Below are 23,170 nucleotides of genomic sequence, written 5' to 3'. Positions count from 1 at the left end.
GTTTTGTGAATTGTATTAATTATTAAGGGGTTGCAAAGGTAGGTTTAATTTTCGTACCCGAAACTTTTTAAATAGTTCTTTTTACTACGCCAGTCCGGAAGTACCTTTACGAAGGTTTCAAGGAAGACTTTCTGATCTAAAAACTTCTCAATATCCTTACGTGCTTCAGTACCAACCTTTTTCAGCATAGCACCACCTTTACCAATCAGAATGTTTTTCTGTGAGTCACGTTCTACGATAATTTCTGCACTGATCCTGGTGATTTTCTCTTCTTCTTTAAAAGAAGTGATCACTACTTCTGTACTGTAAGGGATTTCTTTCTGGTAATTGTTGAAGATTTTCTCTCTGATAATCTCAGAAACAAAGAAACGCTGGGTCTTATCTGTCAGGTCACCTTTATCATAGTAGGGTGGGTGTATGGGAAGGTATTCTAAGATTCTTTCCATAATTCCATCCAGGTTATATTGATGTAAGGCGGAGATTGCATAAATATGTTTTGGTTTTAAGAGCTCCTGCCAGTAGGCTTGTTTCTCTTCTACCTGTTCCTGCGTTGCACCATCAATTTTATTGATCAGTACAATCATAGGGATAGTGGTATTGATTATTTTTTCCAGTACATCATTTTCATCATGTTGTTCGTTGATGTCTGTGACGAATAAAATTAAATCTGCATCACTTAATGCTCCTTTGACAAAATTCATCATTGAATCCTGTAGTCCATAACGTGGTTTTATGATGCCGGGTGTGTCTGAAAAAACAATTTGTGAATCTTCTTCATTGACAATTCCAAGAATACGGTGACGGGTAGTTTGGGCCTTCGGAGTGATGATCGATAGCTTTTCCCCCACCAGGGCATTCATTAACGTGGATTTACCAACATTTGGCTTTCCTATTATGCTTACAAAACCTGCTTTATGCGACATTGAATTTTTTTTAAAATAAATTTGCATTGCAAAGAAACGAAATATATCTTTGCAGACCAATTTAAAACAAAGGAAGATTTAATCTTTTATAGTTTTAAATTGTAAATATAGTGCGGGGTGGAGCAGTTGGTAGCTCGTCGGGCTCATAACCCGAAGGTCATCAGTTCGAGTCTGGTCCCCGCTACCTGGAGAAGCATAACCTGCAAAGGTTGGTCGCTTTGAAATGGCCCGTTCGTCTACCGGTTAGGACGCCAGATTTTCATTCTGGAAATAGGGGTTCGATTCCCCTACGGGCTACAAAAGAAAAGGCTGGTTACATACTGGCCTTTTTTGATTAAAACATAGTGCGGGGTGGAGCAGTTGGTAGCTCGTCGGGCTCATAACCCGAAGGTCATCAGTTCGAGTCTGGTCCCCGCTACCTGGAAAGCGTTTAACCCTTAAAAGTTAAGCGCTTTAATTTATGGCCCGTTCGTCTAGGGGTGAGGACGCCAGATTTTCATTCTGGTAACAGGGGTTCGATTCCCCTACGGGCTACTCAAATTTTCATCTTGTTTCTTTGGTGAAAAAAATCTTTAATGATCTTCTGGTTTTTGTGTTGCCCTTTGTAATTTTTGTCTTCAAGAGGATTAGTTGCTTTATAGTTATATATTTGGCTGTTCGAAAGAATGATTGCTATTATATAAAAATAAATACAAGTTCAGTTTATGAAGATTTCTCCGTTTTGGTGTGGTGTTTTTGCTCTATGTTTATTCGCAGCCTGTAAAAAGGACGACCCCGCACCTTTGGAAATAAAACCCGATCCTTTATTAGCACTGGGAGATTCTTGTGCTTATCAGATGGATGGTAAGTCTTATTCCTTTACGCGTCAGAATGGTTTTCAGATTGGAAATGCGCAACCCAATTTTAAGTTGGACTCTTTTGTAAAGGGAACAAGTTATTATTCTGGCGATAAAGATTCTGTAATGTTCAGCAGAGGTTATGATTTCAACTCAAAGGAGTATGATGCAAGAATCAATATTTCTTTTGCTAAAAAATACAATAAGAAAGAAATGGAGAAAAATGTGCTGGCTTTTTTTACACCGAAAAATGGACTGGATCTTTTTCAGCCTGGAAATTATAGTTACCCTATTGATTATAAAAGAGAGCATACGCAAAATGGTGTAGCTATTGATCTGTATACAAGTGAAGATTTTTCTACGTATAGCAAAGTTTCTATAGGAAGTCCGACTGCTATAACTTTAGAGAGTCAGCGACAGTCAAGATTCGAAATTATTCGCTGCGTTAAATTAACAAATGGTACTTATTTGCTGGAAGCAAAATTCAATGCTGTCGTTTTTGACCAGGAAGAAAAGGTTAAAAAGAACGTTGAAAATGGATATTTGAGGTTAATTCTATATTAACATAAGCAAAATTTCTATTTTTTAATATAAAAATAGAAATTAGATCTGTCTGTGAATTAAGGGGATAGGGTTGTTTTTTAAAAATAATATAAGTATTTATTGTTAATATTTGCGGTTTTTGAAAAATAACCCTATGTTTGCATCACTTTAAAAAACAGTAGTATTAGCCTCTGAAGGCCTGTTTGTTAAGTATATAGTGCGGGGTGGAGCAGTTGGTAGCTCGTCGGGCTCATAACCCGAAGGTCATCAGTTCGAGTCTGGTCCCCGCTACCTGGAGAAGCATAACCTGCAAAGGTTGGTCGCTTTGAAATGGCCCGTTCGTCTACCGGTTAGGACGCCAGATTTTCATTCTGGAAATAGGGGTTCGATTCCCCTACGGGCTACGATCCCGCTTTACGATAAGTAGAGCGGGATTTTTGCTTTTAGGGGAAATTTGCTGGCATTTTCATATTTAGTGATCAAGGATCAAGTGGATCAACGATCAAGTCATAAACTTTTGGAGCAGGCTCTTTTTTAAGCATAAATTTTTGACACGCTCAACAGAAAGTCTTTGCTGTCACGGATGCTCTTATGCCTCTGGAAGTTGCGCTGAAAGCTTTCAATTTGCCTGGGAATGACTCAGGGGAAACAAGGCCGGGCTGTTCGTAAATAAATTCAAAATAGCTAAATCATAAAGCTATATCGTCCGGGTACTGCCTGAGTACTGCCTGAGTACTCGTTAGGGTAAGAGCAGTGCTAAAGTAACGCGAGAGCATGGCAACTCTAAGTCAAAACAACTAGTTGAAATGACTTAGACCTGGCATGCTTACAGCCCGTTTACAACCTGGTGTCATCCCGACCACCACTCAGGCACAACCCAACCATAACTAGTTGAAGATGAATGAAATTATAATTTTCCCTTTGACTAACCCACGGACAAAGCGGACAATTGCAGACAGCTGCGGACAATTGCGGACATTTTTTACGCATCAGGATAATCTTTAACGCTAATGGCTTACATTGGTGAAAAGATATTTATTATGGGAAGTTTAACGGGTAAATTTTCAAAGGGAATCCAGGACGATTTCATTTTTAAAGCAGCAGTTTGGAGTACAGGTTGTTTCAAAAGTTCTGTACCGGGCAAAAGGAAACAATCTATTGATCTGGAGGCACAAAACAATAATGTCACATGCCTCCGGAGGTGGCATGTGACATTATTGTTGTTTACTTCAATAAAACGTACTGCTGGCTAAAATTGATGAAAAGTAGTAATACTTTTGGCAGGAAGCGTATACTTAAATGCATTGCCTGAAACGGCAACGGATCCTATCGAAGACATGTTTTCATTAGTCGATGTGCGATTAATATTCAGCGAATTAACACCGCTAACGTTAGCAACTGAAAAAGACTGACTTACTGCTGAAGTTCCTGTATTAATAGCTACTATTACCAATCCGCCTCCACTGTAAGCTGTTATATAAACGTTAGAGACAGGATTATAGGTGCACGCTATTCTTTGTTTTCCAGGTCTTATCCATTTGGCAAACTGGCCGCCAGTGTAGCCGGCTTTATAAATTGTACCGCTTTGATTAACCAGGTTAACACTTGCATCATTATCATTAACCCACCAAAAGTAGTAAGCACTAAATTTGTTGTTCATACAATCACTAATGTTTTTAGCTAAAACTAAACAGTTATCCATATTGTCACGGCTATTGGAAACATAGTATTCTGTCATCCAAACACGCTTTCCTTTATTTAATGCATTCTGATGTACATAATTGCCATTACCGTAAAGGTGTCCGGAAACATAAGAAACTTTAGAGGCAGCGGTGGCATCGTTCAGTATCGGGTCAGTATAAATATCGTTAAAATTAATAGCATCGGAACAAACAATAGGTTTGCCAATATTTGATCCGCCTGCTTTAATAATATCACGTATCTGGTATCCATCCAGATTGCCATCTTCCGAAGAGCCATCGGGCTCATTTTTTATAGATACAAAATCACATTTTATTGTTGAGGCAGCACTACCCAGCCAATTGCAGAAATTAACATACTGGTTAGATGGAATAGTATTGCCTGATCGGTAAGCTGTAGGTATTTTCCAGGGACAGCCTAATACTTTAGCACCCCTGGCGTGCGCTGCCGCGGCATTATTTGTTTCATCGGCCCAGTCATTATTCTGGTCGAAACGTACCCTTAACAAAGAAAAGCCCAGTGTATTATAAAGTGCATCGTTTTTGGCTGTAGTAAGCGTGCCACACCATGCGCTGGAAAAGCCTAATCCATCAATGGTTTGATAAGAGGTATTGCCATCAATAGATGCGAGTCCTTGTACCTGCGAATCAGCGATCTTCGAATCAGCGTTTTCTTGATTTTGCTGCTTTTCTTTTGAACAGCCAAACAGCAAAAATGCGGTAATGGCGATAAAATGAATTTTAAATTTCATAATTGATTGATTAATGTTTTTAAATAGGTAGCCGTTAATTTTTAAAAAAAAGTTTATAAAAGTTACTTACTTTAATGCCTTCTTTCTTTTAATGCCCGGTATTTTGTTAGATACGATTTGCAGATTAACGCTGAAAATATTGAATATTGTATAATATTTGTCAATTTATATATTCAGTGTTTTAATTCATACCTATTATAAAAGTTGAAAAAGCTACTGAACAGGTACATGAAAATATGATTACCACAACATTTCTGACACAATTCAGCCTGATCAGCTTATAATTTAAATTTCAGAGAAAAGCACATTAATTCAAACCTTAAACAGAACATATGGAAACCTCAAAACCAACACCAATTACAGTAGACCCTACCGGTGGAGAAATACTATCAGTAGCGGGCGGTAATTACCGGGTACTCGTTTCGGGCAAACAAACCAACGGCGCATTTTCAACAATTGAAATGCTGGTACCTCCTCAAAACGGCCCCCGGTCCACATTCCCATGCCAATTTTTACGAGTCCTTTTATATTGTCGAGGGTGAAGTGGAAGTTCATTCCGAGGCGGGATCCTATACCGCAAAAAAAGGTTCTTTTGTTGTTGTGCCAGAAGGAGGCATTGTACATTATTTTAAAAATGTTAGCGATCTGGTCGCCAAGTTGCTTTGTATAGTTGTACCTGCCGGGTTAGAAGAGTTTTTTGAAGAAATAGGGCAGCCTGCAACTCCCGGCGAATTTCTTCCGCCGCCACCAATGGACTCTGAATCCATTAAAAAATTGCAGGCTATTGCGCAAAAGCATGGACAAATTTTATATCCGTCAAATTTTCTTGATCAGAAATAAGCATTAAGGCAGGTTTTAATTTAACAGCAATCAGAGTTCAAAAGTCGGCGTAAAATAATATCTTGCATTAGAATCCTGAAATATAATGGAAAAGAAAATAGAAAAAATTGCTGTCCTGATCGATGGTGACAATGCACAGGCTAAATTATTAAAATCAATCCTTGAAGAAATCGCCAAATATGGTAAGGTAACTATTAGACGAATATATGGGGATTGGACACAAAACAATATGAACAGCTGGAAAGATTTATTAAACGATTTGTCTTTTACCCCAATACAAAAATTTAGTTACACTTCTGGTAAGAATTCGACAGATGGTGCACTAATTATTGACGCGATGGACATATTGCATAGCGGTGTGGTTGACGGATTTTGCATTGTTTCAAGTGATAGTGATTATACCGGATTGGCAAAACGGATAAGAGAAGAAGGAGTCTTTGTGATGGGGGTAGGTGAAAAAAAGACCCCAACCGCCTTTGTACGCTCATGCGAAGTATTCACATTTAGTGAAAATATCGTTCAGGAAGAAGTGCTCGAAAAAGAAGTGACTACAGTCAAATCAAAAAAGGCATCTGATAAGGCAGAAGTGAAGCAGTATCCTAAAGTCGAATTAGAACTCATAGACAAGGCATATTTCATGTCTAATAGAGAAGATGCTGAATTGCTTGTTTCTGTTTTGGGCACAAACCTTCGGAAAATTGACCCGAGTTTTGATTCCAGGGCGCATGGCTTTTATAACTTATCAAAATTATTGGAAAGCTTGCCTGAATACGAAGTATCAAAAATTGAAATTGGGGGCGTAAAGCACAATGCAGCCAAGAGAAAACAAAAATCACCCAGGAAATAACAGTATATCAGAATTTAAATAGCCTGTACGAATTTACTGCTATATAGTTTTAAAGATAAAATTAAGCTGTTCAGGGTAAAACAATTATATCCTGAACAGCTTAATTGGAAAATACTATTTAGGGCAGTTCTCTACAAACTCCCAGGGACCCCATTGGCCGGCTTCTGGCAATTCATTAGGGTTTACGTACCATTTGTTTTTATATATTTTACCATTGTAATATACTTTTGTGCCGGGTGCTGGATAAGCAATTCCTGCGTTATAGGGCGCTATACCACAATTTCCTGTGCCGGGGTTGGTTGGATTGGTTGGGTCAGTAGGGATAACTGGTGTCTCATTCTTGTAGTCAAATGCATTCGCAAGTGCTGCTGATGTAGTTTGCCCGTTTAAAACTTTTTTAGCTACGTTCAGGTAAGTTACGCCAGTATAATTCGTTCCTTTTGCGGATAATAATGCAAGGTTCCAAATCATAATACCATCATTTTTACCTGCTCTGCTTTGCGTACCGCCATCATGGATGTATTTTGCTAAATCAGCTTCAAATTGAGGTGTGTGCTCAAAATAAGGCCCCCATGGCTCGTTTGGTACGTGTGTACCATGTGCTAACTGGAAGCCATAGATGTTGGCATAATAAGCATAAGAATCATACATTAACTTGCGGTTAGGCGCTGCTCCGATATTATAAGCCTGATAAGCGATAATATCCAGTTTATCTCCTGCAGCTTTAATTACAGGAATCATTGCGCCAGTTGCGCTGAAGCCAAATAAGCTGATGCTTTTTGTTCCGTCGGTTGCGCTGTACAGGTAACTGTCAGATTCTCCGGTTATCGTATTGCGTTTGTTATAGGCAAACGGAGATGCAGCATCATCATTGTTTAATCCGCCTAAAGCTCCTGATCCTACCGGTGCTGTAGCGATAATATAGCCTGCCGACTTTGGCATTAATTTCCTTGATTCGGTAATGAACCTTGTTAAATAAGCTACGTTAGCTGCATTTCCCGATTCGCTAAAGCTACCAGCAGGTTCAAAATCCCAGTCAATTCCTCCAAAGCCAATATCATCTACGAGATCTTTGATTTGTTGATAGTTGATGTTATTGAAGTTCTCCGGAGCTCTCCAGTAGGTTTCACCGCCTAATGATAAAATTACTGTAATGCCGCGTTGTTTCAGGATTCCAACAGCACGTTTCAACATCAGGCCGCCTTCGGTTGCCTGGTAACACTCCAGTCCGGTATTTGCTGTAGAAATATTGTAAGAACCCTTTACGTAAGTTAAGTTAGGTTTGGCAAATGCAAAGAATACGTGTGTTACAGCAGTAGGTAAGGTTGTGAATGCACTTTTTCCATCTTCATTTAACCATCCTTCAGTCCAGCTTGGATAGTAGCCTATGGTAATTGGTTTAGTTAAACTAGCATTCGGATTCCGCTCAAAATTGACTTGTGTTTTTGAATTACTTAAGGACTGGTTGTCTGATTGTAAATTCCCAGGTGCTGATTTCTTGCAGGAAGAAAAAGCGGTTAAGATGAAAAGGCCTGCTGCTGTGCTGTTTTTTAAGAGATTGCACACTTTCTTTTTCGATGACAAGATTTTGTCACGAACTGATAAATGTTGTTTCATAGGATTAGGTTTTTAGGTTAATCTCAAAAGTAGCATAGGGAATTGCATTCACAACTTTAACTGTAACATTTTCGATATAAATTATCAGATGTTATTTATCTGGTATTTATTTTCTTTAAAAAATAATAATTGTGAATTTTTTATTGATTTAGTGATAGGTCTTAACTGGGTCATGTGTCTCATTGTCACATCATTATGAGTGTATTGTGTGTTTTTTTATTTTTCAATTAATGAAATTATAAGGTCATTCTTGGAAATATTTATAGGTTTTATTGTAAATCAAAGAAAACGATGGGGGATTTCTTTCAGGATACTATTCAATCACAAGCCAGGTGTAGCCATTTGCTGGTATCGTTACTTCGTAAGTTACCTGATTATTAGTGTCTAAAGTATAAGCAACCGATTGGCCTTCTTTCTCTCTGATATTGGCATTACCTTTAAGGCCAGTGTAATAAAGCGGTAATATGATTTTCCGTGTAATTTTCTCTGCCGAAGGATTGTATAACATAGCTAATCCCTTTTCTTTTTCATTTGGATTAACATGTAAAATTCCATCCCATTCTCTTCCATCCGCCCTGCGCAGGTGTATAATGTCTGAATTTAAAATAACCCTGTATTTTTTATACCAGCTGATTACATCAGTTACCAGTTGCTTTGTTTCAGGTGTATCATATAATCTGGGACCACGATAGCAAGCTTGTATTCCAGCTCCATAATACTGCATCATCAACTGTTCATAAGCGGGAAGATGTGCAGAAAGGGGCTCTAATGTGGCAGCTTCTCCACCGCCCTGATATTGTGCTAATGGAACGAATCCCCAGCTCATTGTGGGTGTTTTCTCCCATGTTCCATCATAGATATTCTGACGGTTCAGGAGGATCTGCTGTTCCCGTGGTAAACTAAAGTTTACTTCTCTGTATCCCAGCGAAATTTTATGAGTTCCGTCCAGAAAATACCAGTCGGGCGCATTTACATAAATTCCGTTTTCATTGCACCAGCGATACAATCCTTTTTGTAGTTCTATTTGTGCCCATTGTGAATCTTCCAGCCCTTTATGGCCCGGATGTTTTGTCGATGCGCAAACATCACCCGGATATGGGCCGTCATTCTCAAATATATCCAGCCCTGTCTTTTGAATAAACGCTTTAATTTTATTTAGATAAGCAAGGCCCCAGTTTGAACCTAAACAAGGGGCATGCAGAAACTGAGCATGTACATCTGCTTTGCCTGTTTTGGGATCAATTACATCTTCATCATCATTAATCCGGCGGCTGGAAAATAAAGAATATCCACCCATCAAAATCCCCTTACTATGTGCATAATCGACTAATTTCTTGATCTTTGCTATGTTTTCTGCGCTCTGATCTTCCATATGCAGACCGCTGCCAAAACTGAGAATAATAGCTTCATAACCGGTTTCTGCACATTGGTCAACAGCAGTTTTTACCACCTTTGGATCAATAGTGATCAGGTGCATGAAAATTGGGTTTTCTGTTGACCATGGGGCAATTTTTCGGTACATCATACGCTGTGCCAGGCCATTTCTATCCCTGTCATAGCTATCCAGCAGCAATTCGTTTGTACGGATAGATTTGAAGATACCGCCCGGAGCGATGGTTACACCCGGACCAACTGGCGGATAAACTTCCAGTAAACAAGGCGTTTTAAGGTTATAGTTAACCTGTGAGGTATAGGTGGAATCGGTATTCCAATGGGTAGTTTGATCCGAAAGCCGGGCATTCATGGAATTATTAAAGGCATAATTGCTTTCTATATAAATTCCATGAGGGATTTTAATATCTTCTGGATTCCCGTCTACTGTAGATTCTTCCTCATGTGCAGCGATAATCTCATGAATTACCTTGTCTAATTTGATAATTTGCCGGCCTTTATTTTCGACGCTGAGCCATTTGCAGATTAACGGTATGCCGTCATATAATTCATAATTTACGTTTACCCGGATCCCTTTTAGTGCAGGTAAGCTGGATTCAAAAGAAAATGTCAGCATCTTTCCTGTTGGTTGCTGTTTGTTGGAGGCAAATGTATTTGTAGCGGGCTTCCAGTTGATGTATGGGGTAACGGTGGTGACTTTATAAGCTTTAAATTGAAAATCAGAACTATTTGTAGTTAGCCCATCCAGCCATTGATTCAAGAGATAAGCTTTTTGCTTTTGGCCATATAATCCGCCCACGTTATAAGATTTACCATTGATGGTCAATTTTGCTTCCGGACTTACGGCTCTTAAAAGTTGCTGTCCATTGCTCAGATTACTGAAATCTGTACAGGCGAGGTTGGGTTGTAAACGAAATGATCTTCTAATTAAGCCATTAGACAAAATAATATCCTTATTAGTTAAATCCCGATATACTTGTGCTGTTTTACCAATGCTATTGATGAGCCAATCTTGTTTTTTAACAGTTTCTTCTGTTTCTTTCCATATTGGCAGTGATGTTATTTTATCTTGTGCCAATAGGTGACTGGCTTGAAATAATAGTAAAGCAGCTAATAATTTTTTCATTTTTTAATCTCAATTTTCACGAATATAAAGAGATAAATATTGAAATAAATGGATAGTTATAAGACATGTTATGATAAAATGTTTTAGCTATATCTATTTGATAATTAATTTTTTAAGTGTCTTTTATCATTTGATGAATATTCTAAAACCTGGATTCCTATAGCTAAAAATGCCAGATCTTTCAAGATAAAGAAATCGGTAACCGGAACTCCATCTGATTGCTTCCAGATGCCTGGGGTGCTCAACAAAAAGCTTAGGGTAGAGGTTAGATGAGAGCCATCCGAATAAGTTTTTCAGGATACAAAAAGGGCAGAGTCCGGGAGGACAATACCTAAAAAATTTAAATGACCGTTATGCTGATACTATCAGCATAACGGCAGCGTTAATTTATTATGGTTTTATAGAGAGCCGAAAATAGTACCTAATGTATTTCCTAAAAAGCTAACAGTGCTTTGCACAAAGTTAGTCGTGATGGATATAGCTTCATTGAACAGACCTTTAGCCAGGTCATTAATGATACCACCACCTTCAATTGCTGACATTTCTGCTGTGTTCATTTCCTGAACACCAAAGTTCTTTAATTCTGGATTTTTCATGATAGGAGTTGGTTAGCTCAGGTCTTATAGAGAACCTAAAATTGTAAATAATTGAGCAAGACCAAATTTAACGGTATTCCCAACTACATTATTAACGGTATTTACAACTCCATTTACAGTTGTGGCAACTGCACCTACTACACCAAAAATATCACCTAGTAAACCACCGCCTTCTATGGTTGACATTTCTTTTGTGTTCAGCTCTTGAACACCAAGGTCTTTTAATTCTAAATTTTTCATAATGGGGGTATTATAAAATCTATTCCTTACTCGTTAAAGGCTTTTCAGGATACGCCTAGGTTGGCCAAACACTATAACGAAAGTAATAATATTTGACTAATAGGCGGAAAATCCAAAAAGCCTGAAATACCATGTTTTCGCTTCGCAGTTGATTGAATACTTGGTTTTTATATTAAAAAACAGGGTTTTTGAGCTGCTGTCCTGGTTGCGTTTGGTGCTTATTCAATTCATTCATTTAGTGCATAGGATTTTTGAGCTTTACAAGGTGAATTAAAAAGGATATTGATGCCTGTTTTTTGCTGAATATTGTGGTTAACTGACTGATAATAAGGTTGTTTTTCTTTTGTATGAATAGAAGTTTCATAATTCGAAGGAAGAAGAATCTCAGCCGAAAATTGAATTATAATTGTGGCAATTGAAGTTTCCATAAATTAGCATAAGCTGACTCTTTACTGTAAATCAGTTCATGGTGTGTACCTTGTTCAACAACAACTCCTTTGTCCAGGACAATGATTTTATCTGCATGATTTAATGTGCTTAATCGATGTGCAATAACGATAACCGTCTTTTGATTCGATTTTAAGAGGTCAATCATTTTTTGGACATATTGTTCTGAAGCAGAGTCGAGCGAAGAAGTTGCCTCGTCCAGGATAAGGATTTCGGGGTTCCGGTACAGTGCCCTGGCAATTGCAATGCGCTGCCGCTGTCCACCAGACAATGTGGTGCCATTTTCTCCAAGGTAAGTTTGAAATCCCCGGGGTAAGGTTTCTATGAAGTCGATAATACCCAGTTGCGTGGATATCTCAATGATCCTTTGCATGTCGGGTTCATCATCACCTACCGCTATATTATCAATGACATTGCCGGCAAATAAATCAATTTTCTGAGGTACTACCGCTACTGCCTGGCGCAGAGAAGAATTACGGATATACTTTAAATCATAGCTCCCTATACGGACATTCCCTTCTTGTATGGGGTAAATATTCTGTAAAATGGACATCAAAGTTGATTTTCCTGAACCACTTTCGCCAACAATGGCAGTAAATTTACCCTTAGGGATCATCAGGTTTAGATTTTCAAAAACATTGAGCCTGGTTCCATAACGGAAAGAAACTTTTTCGAAGTGTATATCACCGATCTTATCGGGCGTAAGGTCAATCTGGCTTTCCTCACTTTCGCGTTCCAGATCCATAATTTCAAACAACCTGTCTGCCGCAATTACAGCATCCTGTATGGTTTTATTCATGCCGATTAATGACGTAACCGGGCCGGTAAAGTAACTTATAAGTGTATAAAAAGATAACAATTCACCAGGGGTGATATTACCATCGAGCACATATCCGGCACCTACCCACAGTAAAACTATCGTTAAGAGTCTGGATATTAATTCTGTTGAAGTCCCCGAAAAGACGGAGTTGATATTGGATTTAAAACCTGTTTGCAAAAGATTGATAAAACGGGTTTCTGTTTTTTCATTGGCATGAGATTCCAGCCCGAAACGTTTGATCGTACCCACCGAATTCAAACTTTCCACCAATTGTGATTCCAGTTCTGCAGAATCTTCCATGAGTTTCCTTTGTACTTTCTTATTTAACTTATCTGTAATCACATAAATGATAAGATATAATGGGATAACGGTCAGCATGAGCAGTGCCAGCTTCCAGTAATAGGTGAACATCATGATAAAGGAGAAGAAAACAATGAATATGTTCACGAGAAAGTTAATACTCACGTCGTTTAAAAATGTTCTGATTTTTACAGCGTCATTGATTCTTGAAATAATTTCACCCACACGCATAGTATCAAAAAATGTCTGTGGTAATTTCAATAAGTGTTTGTAATAGCCCAAAATTAGCTGGCTATCGATCATTTGACCTGTTTTTAAGGTGAATATCGTTTTGGCAGTACCGATCAAAAGCTGGATAGCCAGGATAATCACCATCGCTATGCTCATCAGGTTAAGCAGGTTCCGGTTGCCATCAACCAATACAAAATCTATTAGTTTTTGGACGAAAATGGAAGTCGACAGTCCTAGTATGGTATATACAATTGCACCCAGCAGTGCCTGTATGAGAATACCTTTGTGCGGTTTGATCAGGTTCCAGAAACGACTTTGGACGGATATTTTCTCATTTCCGGGCTGAAATTCTTCTGCAGGTAATAACAAAACGAGCGCCCCGGTCCATTCCTTTTTAAACTCTTCATGGGTTTTACGATGCATTTGTCCGTCGGCGGGATCCATCACCTCAATGAACTTACTGGTCACTTTATAAACCACCACATAATGTTGTAAAATCTGATCAACGATTAAGTGGGCGACAGCAGGCTTAGGAATCTTAAATAAACTCTCAAAGGGGCCTTTTACACCAGCAGTCTCAAAGCCTAATTTACGGCCAGCTTCTACCAGCCCTAAAACTGTTGTTCCTTTTTTATCTGTACCGGCCAGCTGCCTGATGCGGGCAACGGAAAGATCCAGCTTAAAATGTGAGGCAATTGACGCTAAACATGCTGCACCGCAATCGGTAATATCTCTTTGTTTTACTTTGGTGCTCATATTTTGTCGCTTACATTTGGATTAACCCAGTCATCAACTTTATCATATAGTAACTGATATAAACTGCGCTCGGTCACAGTGAAGCGCGCAGTGAAGTTCATGCCTTTTTTTAAAAATCCTTTATAACCGTTTTTTAACACTAAATAATTCCTGGTCAGGTTACATCTCACTTTAAATACGGGCTGATTGTTTACAATGATAATATCATCTGATATGTCGAGTACTTGTCCGGTTGCCAGTCCCCATTGGTTATAATTAAAAGCATCCACCTGGAACCTGACCTCTTGTCCTTTTCTGATCAGCCCGATATCTGCTGGTTTGATATAACAGAAAGCAGTAATATTAGTATCCGGAGATAGCTCTCCGATTTTTTGATTGGCAAATACATAAGCGTCTTTCTGGATACCTGAAAGATTCTGAACTGAGCCGCTGATCGGAGCCCTCAAAGTATATTGTTTTTTCTGTTCGTTTAAGTCCACCTGCTGGCTGGAAAGCTGACGCATTTCATTTCTGAATTGATTGGCTTCTGTTTGCCACCTGGTTTTATACTTGCTGGTCACCATCAGGTAAGCAGAAGCCGCCTGTTCTTTTTCAAACTTATATTTTTCATATTCAGATTCAGTCACAACTTTACTCTGGTACAATTTATTATATCTGTTAAAAGTGGTTTCCGTCTGTTCTTTCGCAATTCTGGCAGTTTCAGACTCCTGTGCAAATTCCTGCCAGGCTGCAGTATACTGGCCAGTTTTCGGATTTGGATAACTATATCCATTCCATTGAATGTATACCAGTAATTTATTCAGGTCTTGTAAAAATTCACTGATCTGTCCCTGGCGTGTTTGTACAAGAGCATCCTGTTTTTTGGGTGCAGAAGCATCAATAACTAATAAGATGTCGCCCTGTTTTACTTTTTTATTGTCTTTCAATCCGAGCTGAGTAATTCTGCCATTAACAGGAACAGTAAGCTCTGTTTTCTCCATAGAAGATTGTAAAAGGCCATTGCTTTTTACGCTGATTGGCGTTTTAATAAAGGGTAATGCGGTAAAGACAGCTAAGATAGCCAGTACGGTGACGATATAGATAAATTGGCTGGGCTTACCAATCTTTGACCGGTGAACGATGGAATTACCCGATATAGTTTCAATGGTGTAATTAGACAGGGACATACAGGCAGTATATAAAATAACCGTTATGCTTCAATCGGGCATAACGGTTATCAGTAAGCATTTTAAATGCTGATCTTTTAAAGAGGACCGATGCCAATATTGATCAGTGGAGATAATATTTTATTCAACGTATTCACCACATTGCCTAACAGTGTGTTCACACCTCCCATTAATCCGTCAAGGAAGCTCAGCAAACTTCCGCCTTCGGTATTTAACATTTCCGTTGTGTTCATTTCCTGAACACCAAGATTTTTTAACTCTAATTTTTTCATCATACTAACTTGTTACGAATAGTTCCTTACTCATTTAAGGCTTTTCAGGGTACGCCTCTCTGGTCAAACGCTGAATCGAAATTAGAAAATAAGAAGTTAAAAACATGGCGGTGCTTCTTATTCAATTTATTCATTATTTGTCAGTATGGAAACCGCGCTATGTAAATATGCGCAGACAATTCATGTTGATAACAGGATTTTGTTACCTTGTCTGCCTTGCAGGGTTATTTTTTTATGAAGAAATATATTTTTTATACGCTATTGACTGGCTTACTTTCAGGAGTAAATTTAGTGTCATTCGCACAGAAAGGAATTGATTGTAACCAGGTGCTTGATCAGGAGCCTTATTTCGCCAAGCATCAGACTTTACAAAATGATTCTCTTTTTTTAAGGGATCTTCAAATCTTAAAACATTGTGGAAACTATGGAAATGTGGATAGTGTGCTGCTAAAAGGATCGGTACTTTCTGCATTTTTACGCACTGCGATGGATGAAGGACAGCCCGCTACTTACCGTACGATGATTGGATTTATGGATAAATTTAAGGATACACAAGACTATCGCCAATTTGTAGAATCCTTACAGCTCTATAAGAGCCTTGAAAATAGAAAGGTTAACCTGGAAGAGTGGGATCTTGCTCAGCCCTTTTTCGTGAAAATGGGTTTTACCCAAAATGATATTGATGATTTCAAACAGTTTATTGCTAAACCTGGGCATCATGAGCTCACTTATATTGCTGCTTATTACCTGTACATGAAAGAACTCAATGAAGTTACAGGCAGTAAATGATTGTTGAAACTGAGCAAGTTTCGGGTGGTTAAAGCTTGTTCTGGTCTCTATTTTTGTGTGGTCAAATAAATTATACGAAAAAATGAAAGCACAGGAAGAAACTAATTATAGCCGCATTGCCCAGGCAATCAGTTATATCAATGGTAACTTTAAAACCCAGCCCGGTCTGGAAGAAGTCGCCGAAAAAATAAATCTCAGCCCCTTTCACTTTCAACGGTTATTTACGGAGTGGGCAGGAGTAAGCCCAAAGAAATTTCTGCAATACCTGACCGTTGAACATGCGAAGAAAATGCTGAAAGAAAACCAGGCTACCCTGTTTGAAACTGCATTTGAAACAGGTCTTTCCGGAACAAGCAGGCTGCATGATCTGTTTGTCAATATTGAAGGAATGACGCCTGGTGAATATAAAAATGGTGGAGAGAACCTGACTATCAACTATAGCTTTGCTGAGACCCCCTTTGGTAACATCCTGGTAGCTTCAACACCTAAGGGAATTTGTCATATTGCTTTTACTGAGCATGCTGAAGATGCACTGGAAGACTTGAAAACGAAATTTCCCAATGCTGTTTACCAGCAATTTGCTGATGCTGCTCAACAGCATGCCCTTTATATTTTTAGACAAGACTGGGATCGGATCAGTGAGATCAAATTACATTTAAAAGGAACGGATTTTCAATTGAAAGTATGGGAAACTTTATTGAAAATCCCGGCTGGACAATTGACAACTTATGGTGCTGTTGCCAGAGAGATAGGTCTGCCATCTGCATCCAGAGCTGTAGGTTCAGCCATAGGTGCTAATCCGGTAGCCTTTATCATTCCCTGTCACCGCATCATTCAGTCTACGGGTTTACTAGGTCAATACCACTGGGGAAGTACGCGCAAAACGGCTATAATTGGGTGGGAAGCGGCAATGACAACCAGCGAAGCATAAGATGAAGACAGTTGAAGAGAAAATAGCAGCTGCCGACTGGCAGCGGGTTACAGAAAGTATGCACGATCAGGGTTATGCTGTACTTAAAAATATATTAACAGCAGAAGACTGTGCCGGACTGATCAGTAATTATCAAAATCCGGATGGTTATCGGAAAACAGTGATAATGGAAAGATACCGTTTTGGTATCGGAGAATATAAATATTTCAATTATCCTTTACCGGCATTGGTCCAGTCTATCAGAACAACAGTTTATCCCCATCTTGCTCCGATTGCGAATACCTGGATGAAGGTTCTTCAGCTGGATAATCAATATCCGCTGCTTCATGAAGAATTTTTAGCAAGGTGTAAAGCGCAGCAGCAAACTAAACCGGCAGTACTGATTTTGAAATATGGGCAGGGGGGATATAACACGCTGCATCAGGATCTTTATGGAGATCTTTATTTTCCGATACAGCTGGTGTTGTTCTTAAATGAACCTGGAGAAGATTATGAAGGTGGTGAGTTTGTGCTGACCCAGCAAAATCCCAGAGCACAGTCTAAAGCTATGGTATTAAAACCCTGCAAAGGAGATCTGTTGTTGTTCACCACCAATTTCAGACCTGCAAAAGGTAGCAAAGGATATTATCAGCTAAAAATGAAGCATGGAATCAGTGAGGTACAAAGCGGGGAACGTTATGCGGTGGGCATTATATTTCACGATGCATTAACTTAAATTTGATGAATCCTGTAAATTTGCTCAATCATACAGAAATTAGTGCTGTACAGCTGAGAATGCTGATCAAAAAAGGTATAATTACCTTAGGTGGAAATAAAAAACTAAAGATCTATGGACTGCTGAACTGTAAAAGCGGAAAGCGGATGAAGGCGGAGAACAGGGTGTTTTTTACAGATGAACAGCAAGCCATAGCAAACGGATTCCGTCCATGCGGAAATTGCAAAAGAAACTTATATAAGAAATGGATTTATTCAGTACCGGAGAATTAGTGAATTTGCTGCCTTATGATGGTGAAGTAATTTATTATGGACAATTAATACCTGCTGGTAAACTCACTTACTATCTGGAGCGCCTGAGGAATGAAATCATCTGGAAAAATGATGAAGCAGTTATTTTTGGTAAACATATTATCACCAAAAGGAAAGTTGCGTGGTATGGAGATGCTGAATATGCCTACACGTATTCCAATACAACCAAACATGCCCTTTTATGGACAGAAGACCTGCTGGCCTTAAAACAGCTGGTAGAGGAGCAAACGGGTGCGCGGTTTAATTCCTGTCTGCTTAATTTATACCATGATGGTGAGGAAGGGATGGCATGGCATAGTGATGATGAGAAATCGCTGGGCAGGAATACCACGATCGCTTCGGTGAGTTTTGGTGCGGAACGTAAATTTGCTTTCAAACATAAAGGCACGAAACAAGTGGTTTCCCTGCTGCTGGAAAATGGAAGTTTATTAGTCATGAAAGGTGAAACACAAACGCACTGGCTGCACCGTTTGCCAACAACCACTAAAGTTACCCGCCCGAGAATAAACCTAACCTTCAGGACTATCGTATAACAAATTCTTTTGATCTTGTTATCTTTACTGGATATTATCAAAACCAGCGAATGATAGATGTTTCCCGGAAAAGTTTTTTAAGCGATGCCAAAGGCAAAATTATAATAGGTTTCATCCTGGCCTTCTTTGCCCTTTTTTTAGCCTGGGGAGTCAGCAAAATAGCCTTTGATGAGATGCTGGATACAGTGGATACCATCTCCACACCTAACGTCAAACTGCGGCTGGTTAACATGGTCTCACGAAAAATAGCGAGTCTGGATCAGCAGCAAAAAAACCTGGCTTTCAACTCACCAGGTAATTATAGCAACTTCTTTAAACAATCCGGGCAGCTCAGGCTGATGCTGGACACTTTAGGAGGGATGTATGCTGCCGATTCTGTTCAGCTGAGCAGGATTAAATCTATAGAAAAACTATTGGTACAAAGAGATAAACAATTTATCAGCTACCTTAAAGTCAGAGAGGGGCTGGTCAATAATAAATCGTTTACTCAGGAAGTTCGAAAGTTGAATGAGCTGGTTAACAAAGGACCGCAGCAACAGGACAGTACCATTGTCACCACAGAAAAAAAGACTTCCACGGTTACGATATTGCCTGTCGATGAGTCTAAACAGCGCAAAGGATTTTTCAACCGCCTGTTTAATAAGAAAAAGGAAGAAGAAGATAAATCTTACCAGGTTACCAATGAAGAAAAAATAAAAAGGGATACTATTGCCCTGGCAGGGGAGACTGTGATTGCGAAAGGACTGGAAAAATCATTGCGTACCATAGCAAAAGAGCAGCAATTGAAAAGCGCGCGTTTTTTGGACAGAGAAGCTGTTCTTGCCAATGCGAATGATGTGCTGATCCGTCAGATGCTTGATATTCTGAGAAAAGTAGAAGCAGAGGTAGTTGCCCAGATAGAGCAAAATGGTATAGCCGCAAAAGCAGTAGTGAATACCGGGATCACGAGGATAAGCTTTATTATGATCGGTTTTTTCTTATTAACCATCGTTTTGTTATACCTCATTTTAACAGATATCACGAAAAGCAATCTTTACAGGAAAGAACTGGAAGCGGCAAGGGATGAGGCAGAGTATCATGGAATGGCAAAACAACGCTTCCTTTCCAATATGAGTCATGAAATAAGAACGCCTTTGCAATCTATTATTGGTTATGCTGAAATTATCAGGGAGCAGGAACATCCTAAAAAGAAAGATATTGATGCGATCTATCATTCTTCTGAGCATTTGCTACAGATTGTGAATGAAATTTTAGATTATAACCGGATTATCTCGGGGAAATTCACCTTTCAGCAAAAAACCTTCAATATCAGGGAGCTTTTAGAAGAAGTGATTATAATTATGGAGCCGCAAGCTGAGCAGAAAAATCTGAAAATGCGGACAGAAATAGAGCTTCATGATACTGATTTCGTCGTTGGAGATGCCTTTAGACTGAAACAGATTTTATATAATTTGCTGAGTAATGCTATTAAATTTACACAAACAGGTGAAGTGCTGCTGAGTGTTTTTTATAAACGGCAATCAGATAATCTGCATTTTACTTTCCTGGTAAAGGATACGGGCATCGGATTAACTGAAGAAGAAAGCAGTCGTGTTTTTAATGAATTTGAGCAGATTGATTCACCGGATAAAGAAGTGAACAATAAAGCGGGTGCAGGCCTGGGACTTACGATCATTAAATCACTGGTAGAAAACCAGGACGGACGGATTTATGTTAAAAGTAAACCCGGAGAAGGAAGCATTTTTACTGTATATCTGACTTTCAAAATTGCAGCTGTACCAGTTGGAGAAAGTAAAGTGGCACAGCTCAGCGAAAAGACTTATGTGAAAGATAAAGTATGGGTAGTAGATGATGACCGGCTGATCCTGGATTTGTGTCAGCTCATTTTTACGAAAAAGAACATTGCTCATGTCTGCTTTAATACACCGGCAGCTATGCTGGCTGCGGATTGGGATCCTGAAGTTAAATATATTCTGATGGATATGCGGATGCCTGAGATTTCGGGAGCAGAACTTTGCGTCTTGATGAAAGCTAAGATCCCTTTAGATGTTAAGGTATATGCAATGACTGCCCAGGTTTTACCAGAGGAACTGGAATCAGTATTGCAGCAGGGGTTTGATGGACTGATTATGAAGCCATTCCGGGAAAGTGATCTGCTTGATGTTTTCAGTACAACAGCACTGCCTGAAAATGCTGTTGAGCAAAAGGTTAAATCAGTACCTCAAAAACAAGCAACGGACGAATTTGCCGGAATTGCATTGGATACTGCAGTTGTAGAAAAGATGACTTTTGGTGATCAGGAATTGTTATTAAGTATTCTGAACAGATTTAAGGAAGACTGCCAGCATGATATGGTGGAACTTCAGCAAAGTATCCACACCAATGATCAGCCTTTAGCCAGGTTAATTGTTCACCGTATCGCCGGCAGAACGGCACAAATGGGATCAGGACAGCTTGCCGCAGAATTCCGGACGATGGAAATTGAACTCTCTGAGATACAGGATATTCAACCGGAGCATCAGGACAAGCTGGAATATTTAATCAAAAGACTTGGCCTGCTCATGCAGTTAGTAGACCAGAAAATTGGCTGAGCTTATTCAATCTCGTAACGCTCCATTTTACTGTAAAGCGTTTTTCTGTCTATATTAAGCAGTTTTGCTGCTTTTGATTTGTTGTACTTCACCTTAATCAGTGTTTCCAGGATCAGTGTTTTCTCATTGCTTTCATTGATCGCTTTAAGGTCTGAGCCACCTGGTTTAGGAGTTTGTTTAATGGCTAGTATCATTTCGTCTGGCAGAGACTCAATACCTGCAGTATCAGCAGGGGTCAGTAAAACCATCCTTTTGATTACGTTTTTCAGTTCCCTTAAGTTCCCGGGCCAGTCATATTGCAAAAGCAGATCTTTAACCGGGCCGGAAAGATGTTGTACATTTCTATCCAGTTCAGTATTGGAAAGTTTGATAAAATGATTGATAAACAACTCCAGGTCTTTACCACGATCGCGTAAAGCAGGTAAAAGAATTTTAAACTCGTTTAAACGGTGATACAGATCTTCGCGGAATTCACCATTCTGGATGCTGGTTAACAGGTCATCATTGGTTGCTGTGATAATGCGCACATTAACCGGGATCTTTTTAGTACTGCCCAAAGGCTGGATCACTCTTTCCTGTAAAGCTCTTAACAGTTTTACCTGAACTTCATAACTCAGGTTTCCTACTTCATCCAAAAATAAAGTACCCCCTTCAGCAGCTTCGAATTGTCCCTTTTTGTCATTCACAGCGCCTGTAAAAGCACCTTTAACATGGCCGAACAGTTCACTTGCAGCCAGGTCTTTAGAAAGAGCCCCGCAGTCAATTGCAACGAAAGGTTTAGTGTTACGTTTACTTTGGGTATGTAAGGTGCGGGCTGCATATTCTTTACCCGTACCACTTTCTCCCTGAATAATTACAGACATGTCTGTTGGAGCAACCAGATCTATATGGGCATACAGCTTATCGGCTGTTGTACTTTTTCCTTTAATGAAATCCTCATGTTCAACCGAAGCAGGCTGGCTCTTTTCTTCCTTTTTCTCGAGAGCGCCTTTGATGATCATCAGCAGTTCATCCGGATTCACAGGCTTGGTAATATAATCTATTGCACCGAGCTGGATTGATTTTACCGCAGTTCTTACATCATTAAAACTGGTCATGATCACCACCGGATAATTTAATCCGTTTTCCCGCAAATGTGCGAGCACATCAAGTCCAGTTCCATCAGGAAGACGATAATCTATCAGAAAGAGTTCGAAATTGTGCTGCGAAATGAGCTTGAAAGTACTTTTGACATCATGAACAACATGAGGTTCATGACCATGCTTTTTAAGAAAGCCTTCTAACAACTGCGAGAACGTCAGATCATCTTCAATAATAAGTATTTTCGCCATAAGTATCCGCTTCGCTTTTTGATTATACGGCAAAAATACAAAAGCCGGAGAACTTCCGGCTTTTATATTATTTATATTTTATTGTGTGTAGCAATTATTGTTGAACTACGCCGTCAGCACCTACTTTTAAGAAGGCTACTTTATCGGCTTTTTTAACATCTACTTGATAATAAGTTGATTTATCAGCGTTAGTAATTAAAAAAGCTGTAGTTGGTGTCCACTCTTTATAAGCATCAGCTTTTAAAGTCGCTTTTACCGGATCAGGTAAGGCTTCAATTTTCACTGGTACCTTAGCTGAACTATCTTGTTTCACTGTGTTAGCAGTACTATCCAGTCTTGCTGTAAAAGCTGCGCTGTCTGTTTTTACTGTATTTATTGCGCTATCTGCTGCAACTGTATAAGCTGCACTGTCTGTTCTGAATGTGTTAGCTGTGCTATCTAATTTAACTGAATAAGCTGCGCTATCTGATTGAATTGCAATTGGGTTTTTAATTTCATTTGCTTTAACTGTTGATACTCCTGCGATTGCTAAAACTGCTGCTGATAAAATGAAACTTCTCATATT

22 protein-coding genes and 6 tRNA genes are annotated in these 23,170 nt (G+C 39.2%); 16 read left to right on the top strand and 12 right to left on the bottom strand.

Going from position 1 to position 23,170, the window contains the following annotated elements; genetic code table 11:
- Positions 1-44 precede the first annotated feature (44 nt).
- Positions 45-923 (bottom strand): GTPase Era, encoded by an 879-nt coding sequence (gene era / locus AB3G38_RS14655; RefSeq protein ID WP_367864624.1) that lies wholly within the window; start codon positions 921-923, stop codon positions 45-47.
- 111 nt (positions 924-1,034) lie between these two features.
- Here era and AB3G38_RS14650 point away from each other — a divergent pair.
- From AB3G38_RS14650 to AB3G38_RS14615, 8 genes are all read left to right on the top strand, one after another.
- Positions 1,035-1,107 (top strand) — tRNA-Met (locus AB3G38_RS14650).
- 41 nt (positions 1,108-1,148) lie between these two features.
- Positions 1,149-1,220, top strand: a tRNA-Glu gene (locus AB3G38_RS14645).
- 48 nt (positions 1,221-1,268) lie between these two features.
- Positions 1,269-1,341: transfer RNA gene (locus tag AB3G38_RS14640), tRNA-Met, on the top strand.
- A gap of 44 nt (positions 1,342-1,385) precedes the next feature.
- A tRNA-Glu gene (locus AB3G38_RS14635) sits at positions 1,386-1,457 on the top strand.
- Positions 1,458-1,627: 170 nt separating this feature from the next.
- Positions 1,628-2,323: a hypothetical protein gene (locus AB3G38_RS14630; RefSeq protein ID WP_367864623.1), complete on the top strand. Its 696-nt coding sequence runs from the start codon at positions 1,628-1,630 to the stop codon at positions 2,321-2,323.
- Between the two features lie 197 nt (positions 2,324-2,520).
- Positions 2,521-2,593 (top strand) — tRNA-Met (locus AB3G38_RS14625).
- A 41-nt stretch (positions 2,594-2,634) separates the two neighbouring features.
- A tRNA-Glu gene (locus AB3G38_RS14620) sits at positions 2,635-2,706 on the top strand.
- A gap of 606 nt (positions 2,707-3,312) precedes the next feature.
- Positions 3,313-3,555 (top strand): hypothetical protein, encoded by a 243-nt coding sequence (locus AB3G38_RS14615; RefSeq protein WP_367864622.1) that lies wholly within the window; start codon positions 3,313-3,315, stop codon positions 3,553-3,555.
- Here AB3G38_RS14615 and AB3G38_RS14610 read toward each other — a convergent pair.
- A complete protein-coding gene (locus AB3G38_RS14610) occupies positions 3,552-4,754 on the bottom strand; it encodes a hypothetical protein (protein ID WP_367864621.1) in 1,203 nt (400 codons plus the stop codon). The two genes, AB3G38_RS14615 and AB3G38_RS14610, sit on opposite strands and share 4 nt — an antisense overlap.
- Before the next feature lie 456 nt (positions 4,755-5,210).
- Here AB3G38_RS14610 and AB3G38_RS14605 point away from each other — a divergent pair, with 456 nt between their 5' ends.
- A complete protein-coding gene (locus AB3G38_RS14605; protein ID WP_367864620.1) occupies positions 5,211-5,594 on the top strand; it encodes a cupin domain-containing protein in 384 nt (127 codons plus the stop codon).
- 85 nt (positions 5,595-5,679) lie between these two features.
- Positions 5,680-6,441 carry an NYN domain-containing protein gene (locus tag AB3G38_RS14600; RefSeq protein WP_367864619.1) on the top strand — a complete coding sequence of 254 codons (762 nt, stop codon included), beginning with the start codon at positions 5,680-5,682 and terminating at the stop codon, positions 6,439-6,441.
- A gap of 114 nt (positions 6,442-6,555) precedes the next feature.
- Here the strand turns inward: AB3G38_RS14600 and AB3G38_RS14595 are convergent, their stop codons facing one another.
- From AB3G38_RS14595 to AB3G38_RS14560, 8 genes are all read right to left on the bottom strand, one after another.
- Entirely contained in the window at positions 6,556-8,058 is a 1,503-nt protein-coding gene (locus tag AB3G38_RS14595; RefSeq protein ID WP_367864618.1) for a hypothetical protein, read from the bottom strand.
- 313 nt (positions 8,059-8,371) lie between these two features.
- On the bottom strand, positions 8,372-10,576 hold the full coding sequence (locus tag AB3G38_RS14590; protein ID WP_367864617.1) for an alpha-galactosidase: 2,205 nt from the start codon (positions 10,574-10,576) through the stop codon (positions 8,372-8,374).
- Between the two features lie 104 nt (positions 10,577-10,680).
- Positions 10,681-10,821, bottom strand: coding sequence for a DUF417 family protein (locus AB3G38_RS14585; RefSeq protein ID WP_367868769.1), 141 nt, complete (start codon positions 10,819-10,821; stop codon positions 10,681-10,683).
- Between the two features lie 153 nt (positions 10,822-10,974).
- Positions 10,975-11,172 carry a hypothetical protein gene (locus AB3G38_RS14580; RefSeq protein WP_367864616.1) on the bottom strand — a complete coding sequence of 66 codons (198 nt, stop codon included), beginning with the start codon at positions 11,170-11,172 and terminating at the stop codon, positions 10,975-10,977.
- A gap of 24 nt (positions 11,173-11,196) precedes the next feature.
- Positions 11,197-11,412: a bacteriocin gene (locus AB3G38_RS14575; RefSeq protein WP_367864615.1), complete on the bottom strand. Its 216-nt coding sequence runs from the start codon at positions 11,410-11,412 to the stop codon at positions 11,197-11,199.
- A 400-nt stretch (positions 11,413-11,812) separates the two neighbouring features.
- Positions 11,813-13,966 (bottom strand): peptidase domain-containing ABC transporter, encoded by a 2,154-nt coding sequence (locus tag AB3G38_RS14570; RefSeq protein ID WP_367864614.1) that lies wholly within the window; start codon positions 13,964-13,966, stop codon positions 11,813-11,815.
- Positions 13,963-15,132, bottom strand: coding sequence for an HlyD family secretion protein (locus AB3G38_RS14565; protein WP_367864613.1), 1,170 nt, complete (start codon positions 15,130-15,132; stop codon positions 13,963-13,965). Before AB3G38_RS14565 ends, AB3G38_RS14570 begins: the two co-directional genes overlap by 4 nt.
- 77 nt (positions 15,133-15,209) lie before the next feature.
- Complete coding sequence (locus AB3G38_RS14560; RefSeq protein ID WP_367864612.1) at positions 15,210-15,407, bottom strand: hypothetical protein; 198 nt, start codon at positions 15,405-15,407, stop codon at positions 15,210-15,212.
- Between the two features lie 231 nt (positions 15,408-15,638).
- Between AB3G38_RS14560 and AB3G38_RS14555 the strand changes: the two genes are divergently transcribed.
- The 6 genes from AB3G38_RS14555 to AB3G38_RS14530 all read left to right on the top strand — a co-directional run bounded on the left by AB3G38_RS14555 (position 15,639) and on the right by AB3G38_RS14530 (position 21,274).
- A complete protein-coding gene (locus AB3G38_RS14555; RefSeq protein ID WP_367864611.1) occupies positions 15,639-16,193 on the top strand; it encodes a hypothetical protein in 555 nt (184 codons plus the stop codon).
- 82 nt (positions 16,194-16,275) lie between these two features.
- Positions 16,276-17,124: a bifunctional helix-turn-helix domain-containing protein/methylated-DNA--[protein]-cysteine S-methyltransferase gene (locus AB3G38_RS14550; protein WP_367864610.1), complete on the top strand. Its 849-nt coding sequence runs from the start codon at positions 16,276-16,278 to the stop codon at positions 17,122-17,124.
- A 1-nt stretch (position 17,125) separates the two neighbouring features.
- Positions 17,126-17,839 (top strand): 2OG-Fe(II) oxygenase, encoded by a 714-nt coding sequence (locus tag AB3G38_RS14545; RefSeq protein WP_367864609.1) that lies wholly within the window; start codon positions 17,126-17,128, stop codon positions 17,837-17,839.
- A gap of 5 nt (positions 17,840-17,844) precedes the next feature.
- Positions 17,845-18,111, top strand: a complete 267-nt coding sequence (locus AB3G38_RS14540) for an Ada metal-binding domain-containing protein (protein WP_367864608.1) — start codon at positions 17,845-17,847, stop codon at positions 18,109-18,111.
- Positions 18,084-18,683, top strand: coding sequence for an alpha-ketoglutarate-dependent dioxygenase AlkB (locus AB3G38_RS14535; protein WP_367864607.1), 600 nt, complete (start codon positions 18,084-18,086; stop codon positions 18,681-18,683). Before AB3G38_RS14540 ends, AB3G38_RS14535 begins: the two co-directional genes overlap by 28 nt.
- Positions 18,684-18,733: 50 nt before the next feature.
- The gene (locus AB3G38_RS14530) at positions 18,734-21,274 is read left to right on the top strand and encodes a hybrid sensor histidine kinase/response regulator (RefSeq protein ID WP_367864606.1); all 2,541 of its coding nucleotides are present in this window, start codon (positions 18,734-18,736) and stop codon (positions 21,272-21,274) included.
- A 2-nt stretch (positions 21,275-21,276) separates the two neighbouring features.
- Here AB3G38_RS14530 and AB3G38_RS14525 read toward each other — a convergent pair whose 3' ends face one another.
- Both AB3G38_RS14525 and AB3G38_RS14520 read right to left on the bottom strand, forming a co-directional pair.
- Complete coding sequence (locus AB3G38_RS14525; RefSeq protein WP_367864605.1) at positions 21,277-22,605, bottom strand: sigma-54-dependent transcriptional regulator; 1,329 nt, start codon at positions 22,603-22,605, stop codon at positions 21,277-21,279.
- A 94-nt stretch (positions 22,606-22,699) separates the two neighbouring features.
- On the bottom strand, positions 22,700-23,167 hold the full coding sequence (locus AB3G38_RS14520; protein ID WP_367864604.1) for a hypothetical protein: 468 nt from the start codon (positions 23,165-23,167) through the stop codon (positions 22,700-22,702).
- Positions 23,168-23,170: the final 3 nt, after the last annotated feature.

This window comes from Pedobacter sp. WC2423, assembly GCF_040822065.1.
Classification (GTDB): domain Bacteria; phylum Bacteroidota; class Bacteroidia; order Sphingobacteriales; family Sphingobacteriaceae; genus Pedobacter.
This window is presented reverse-complemented; position numbering and strand designations above follow the sequence as displayed.

Excerpts from the sequence above, each read along its gene's own strand:
- era (WP_367864624.1), bottom strand. The coding sequence starts at position 923 with ATGTCGCATAAAGCAGGTTTTGTAAGCATAATAGGAAAGCCAAATGTT.
- AB3G38_RS14555 (WP_367864611.1), top strand. The coding sequence starts at position 15,639 with ATGAAGAAATATATTTTTTATACGCTATTGACTGGCTTACTTTCAGGA.
- AB3G38_RS14630 (WP_367864623.1), top strand. The coding sequence starts at position 1,628 with ATGAAGATTTCTCCGTTTTGGTGTGGTGTTTTTGCTCTATGTTTATTC.
- AB3G38_RS14565 (WP_367864613.1), bottom strand. The coding sequence starts at position 15,132 with ATGTCCCTGTCTAATTACACCATTGAAACTATATCGGGTAATTCCATC.
- AB3G38_RS14540 (WP_367864608.1), top strand. The coding sequence starts at position 17,845 with ATGAATCCTGTAAATTTGCTCAATCATACAGAAATTAGTGCTGTACAG.
- AB3G38_RS14580 (WP_367864616.1), bottom strand. The coding sequence starts at position 11,172 with ATGAAAAATCCAGAATTAAAGAACTTTGGTGTTCAGGAAATGAACACA.
- AB3G38_RS14525 (WP_367864605.1), bottom strand. The coding sequence starts at position 22,605 with ATGGCGAAAATACTTATTATTGAAGATGATCTGACGTTCTCGCAGTTG.
- AB3G38_RS14550 (WP_367864610.1), top strand. The coding sequence starts at position 16,276 with ATGAAAGCACAGGAAGAAACTAATTATAGCCGCATTGCCCAGGCAATC.
- AB3G38_RS14600 (WP_367864619.1), top strand. The coding sequence starts at position 5,680 with ATGGAAAAGAAAATAGAAAAAATTGCTGTCCTGATCGATGGTGACAAT.
- AB3G38_RS14535 (WP_367864607.1), top strand. The coding sequence starts at position 18,084 with ATGGATTTATTCAGTACCGGAGAATTAGTGAATTTGCTGCCTTATGAT.
- AB3G38_RS14590 (WP_367864617.1), bottom strand. The coding sequence starts at position 10,576 with ATGAAAAAATTATTAGCTGCTTTACTATTATTTCAAGCCAGTCACCTA.
- AB3G38_RS14545 (WP_367864609.1), top strand. The coding sequence starts at position 17,126 with ATGAAGACAGTTGAAGAGAAAATAGCAGCTGCCGACTGGCAGCGGGTT.
- AB3G38_RS14595 (WP_367864618.1), bottom strand. The coding sequence starts at position 8,058 with ATGAAACAACATTTATCAGTTCGTGACAAAATCTTGTCATCGAAAAAG.
- AB3G38_RS14560 (WP_367864612.1), bottom strand. The coding sequence starts at position 15,407 with ATGATGAAAAAATTAGAGTTAAAAAATCTTGGTGTTCAGGAAATGAAC.
- AB3G38_RS14610 (WP_367864621.1), bottom strand. The coding sequence starts at position 4,754 with ATGAAATTTAAAATTCATTTTATCGCCATTACCGCATTTTTGCTGTTT.
- AB3G38_RS14615 (WP_367864622.1), top strand. The coding sequence starts at position 3,313 with ATGGCTTACATTGGTGAAAAGATATTTATTATGGGAAGTTTAACGGGT.
- AB3G38_RS14570 (WP_367864614.1), bottom strand. The coding sequence starts at position 13,966 with ATGAGCACCAAAGTAAAACAAAGAGATATTACCGATTGCGGTGCAGCA.
- AB3G38_RS14575 (WP_367864615.1), bottom strand. The coding sequence starts at position 11,412 with ATGAAAAATTTAGAATTAAAAGACCTTGGTGTTCAAGAGCTGAACACA.
- AB3G38_RS14520 (WP_367864604.1), bottom strand. The coding sequence starts at position 23,167 with ATGAGAAGTTTCATTTTATCAGCAGCAGTTTTAGCAATCGCAGGAGTA.
- AB3G38_RS14530 (WP_367864606.1), top strand. The coding sequence starts at position 18,734 with ATGATAGATGTTTCCCGGAAAAGTTTTTTAAGCGATGCCAAAGGCAAA.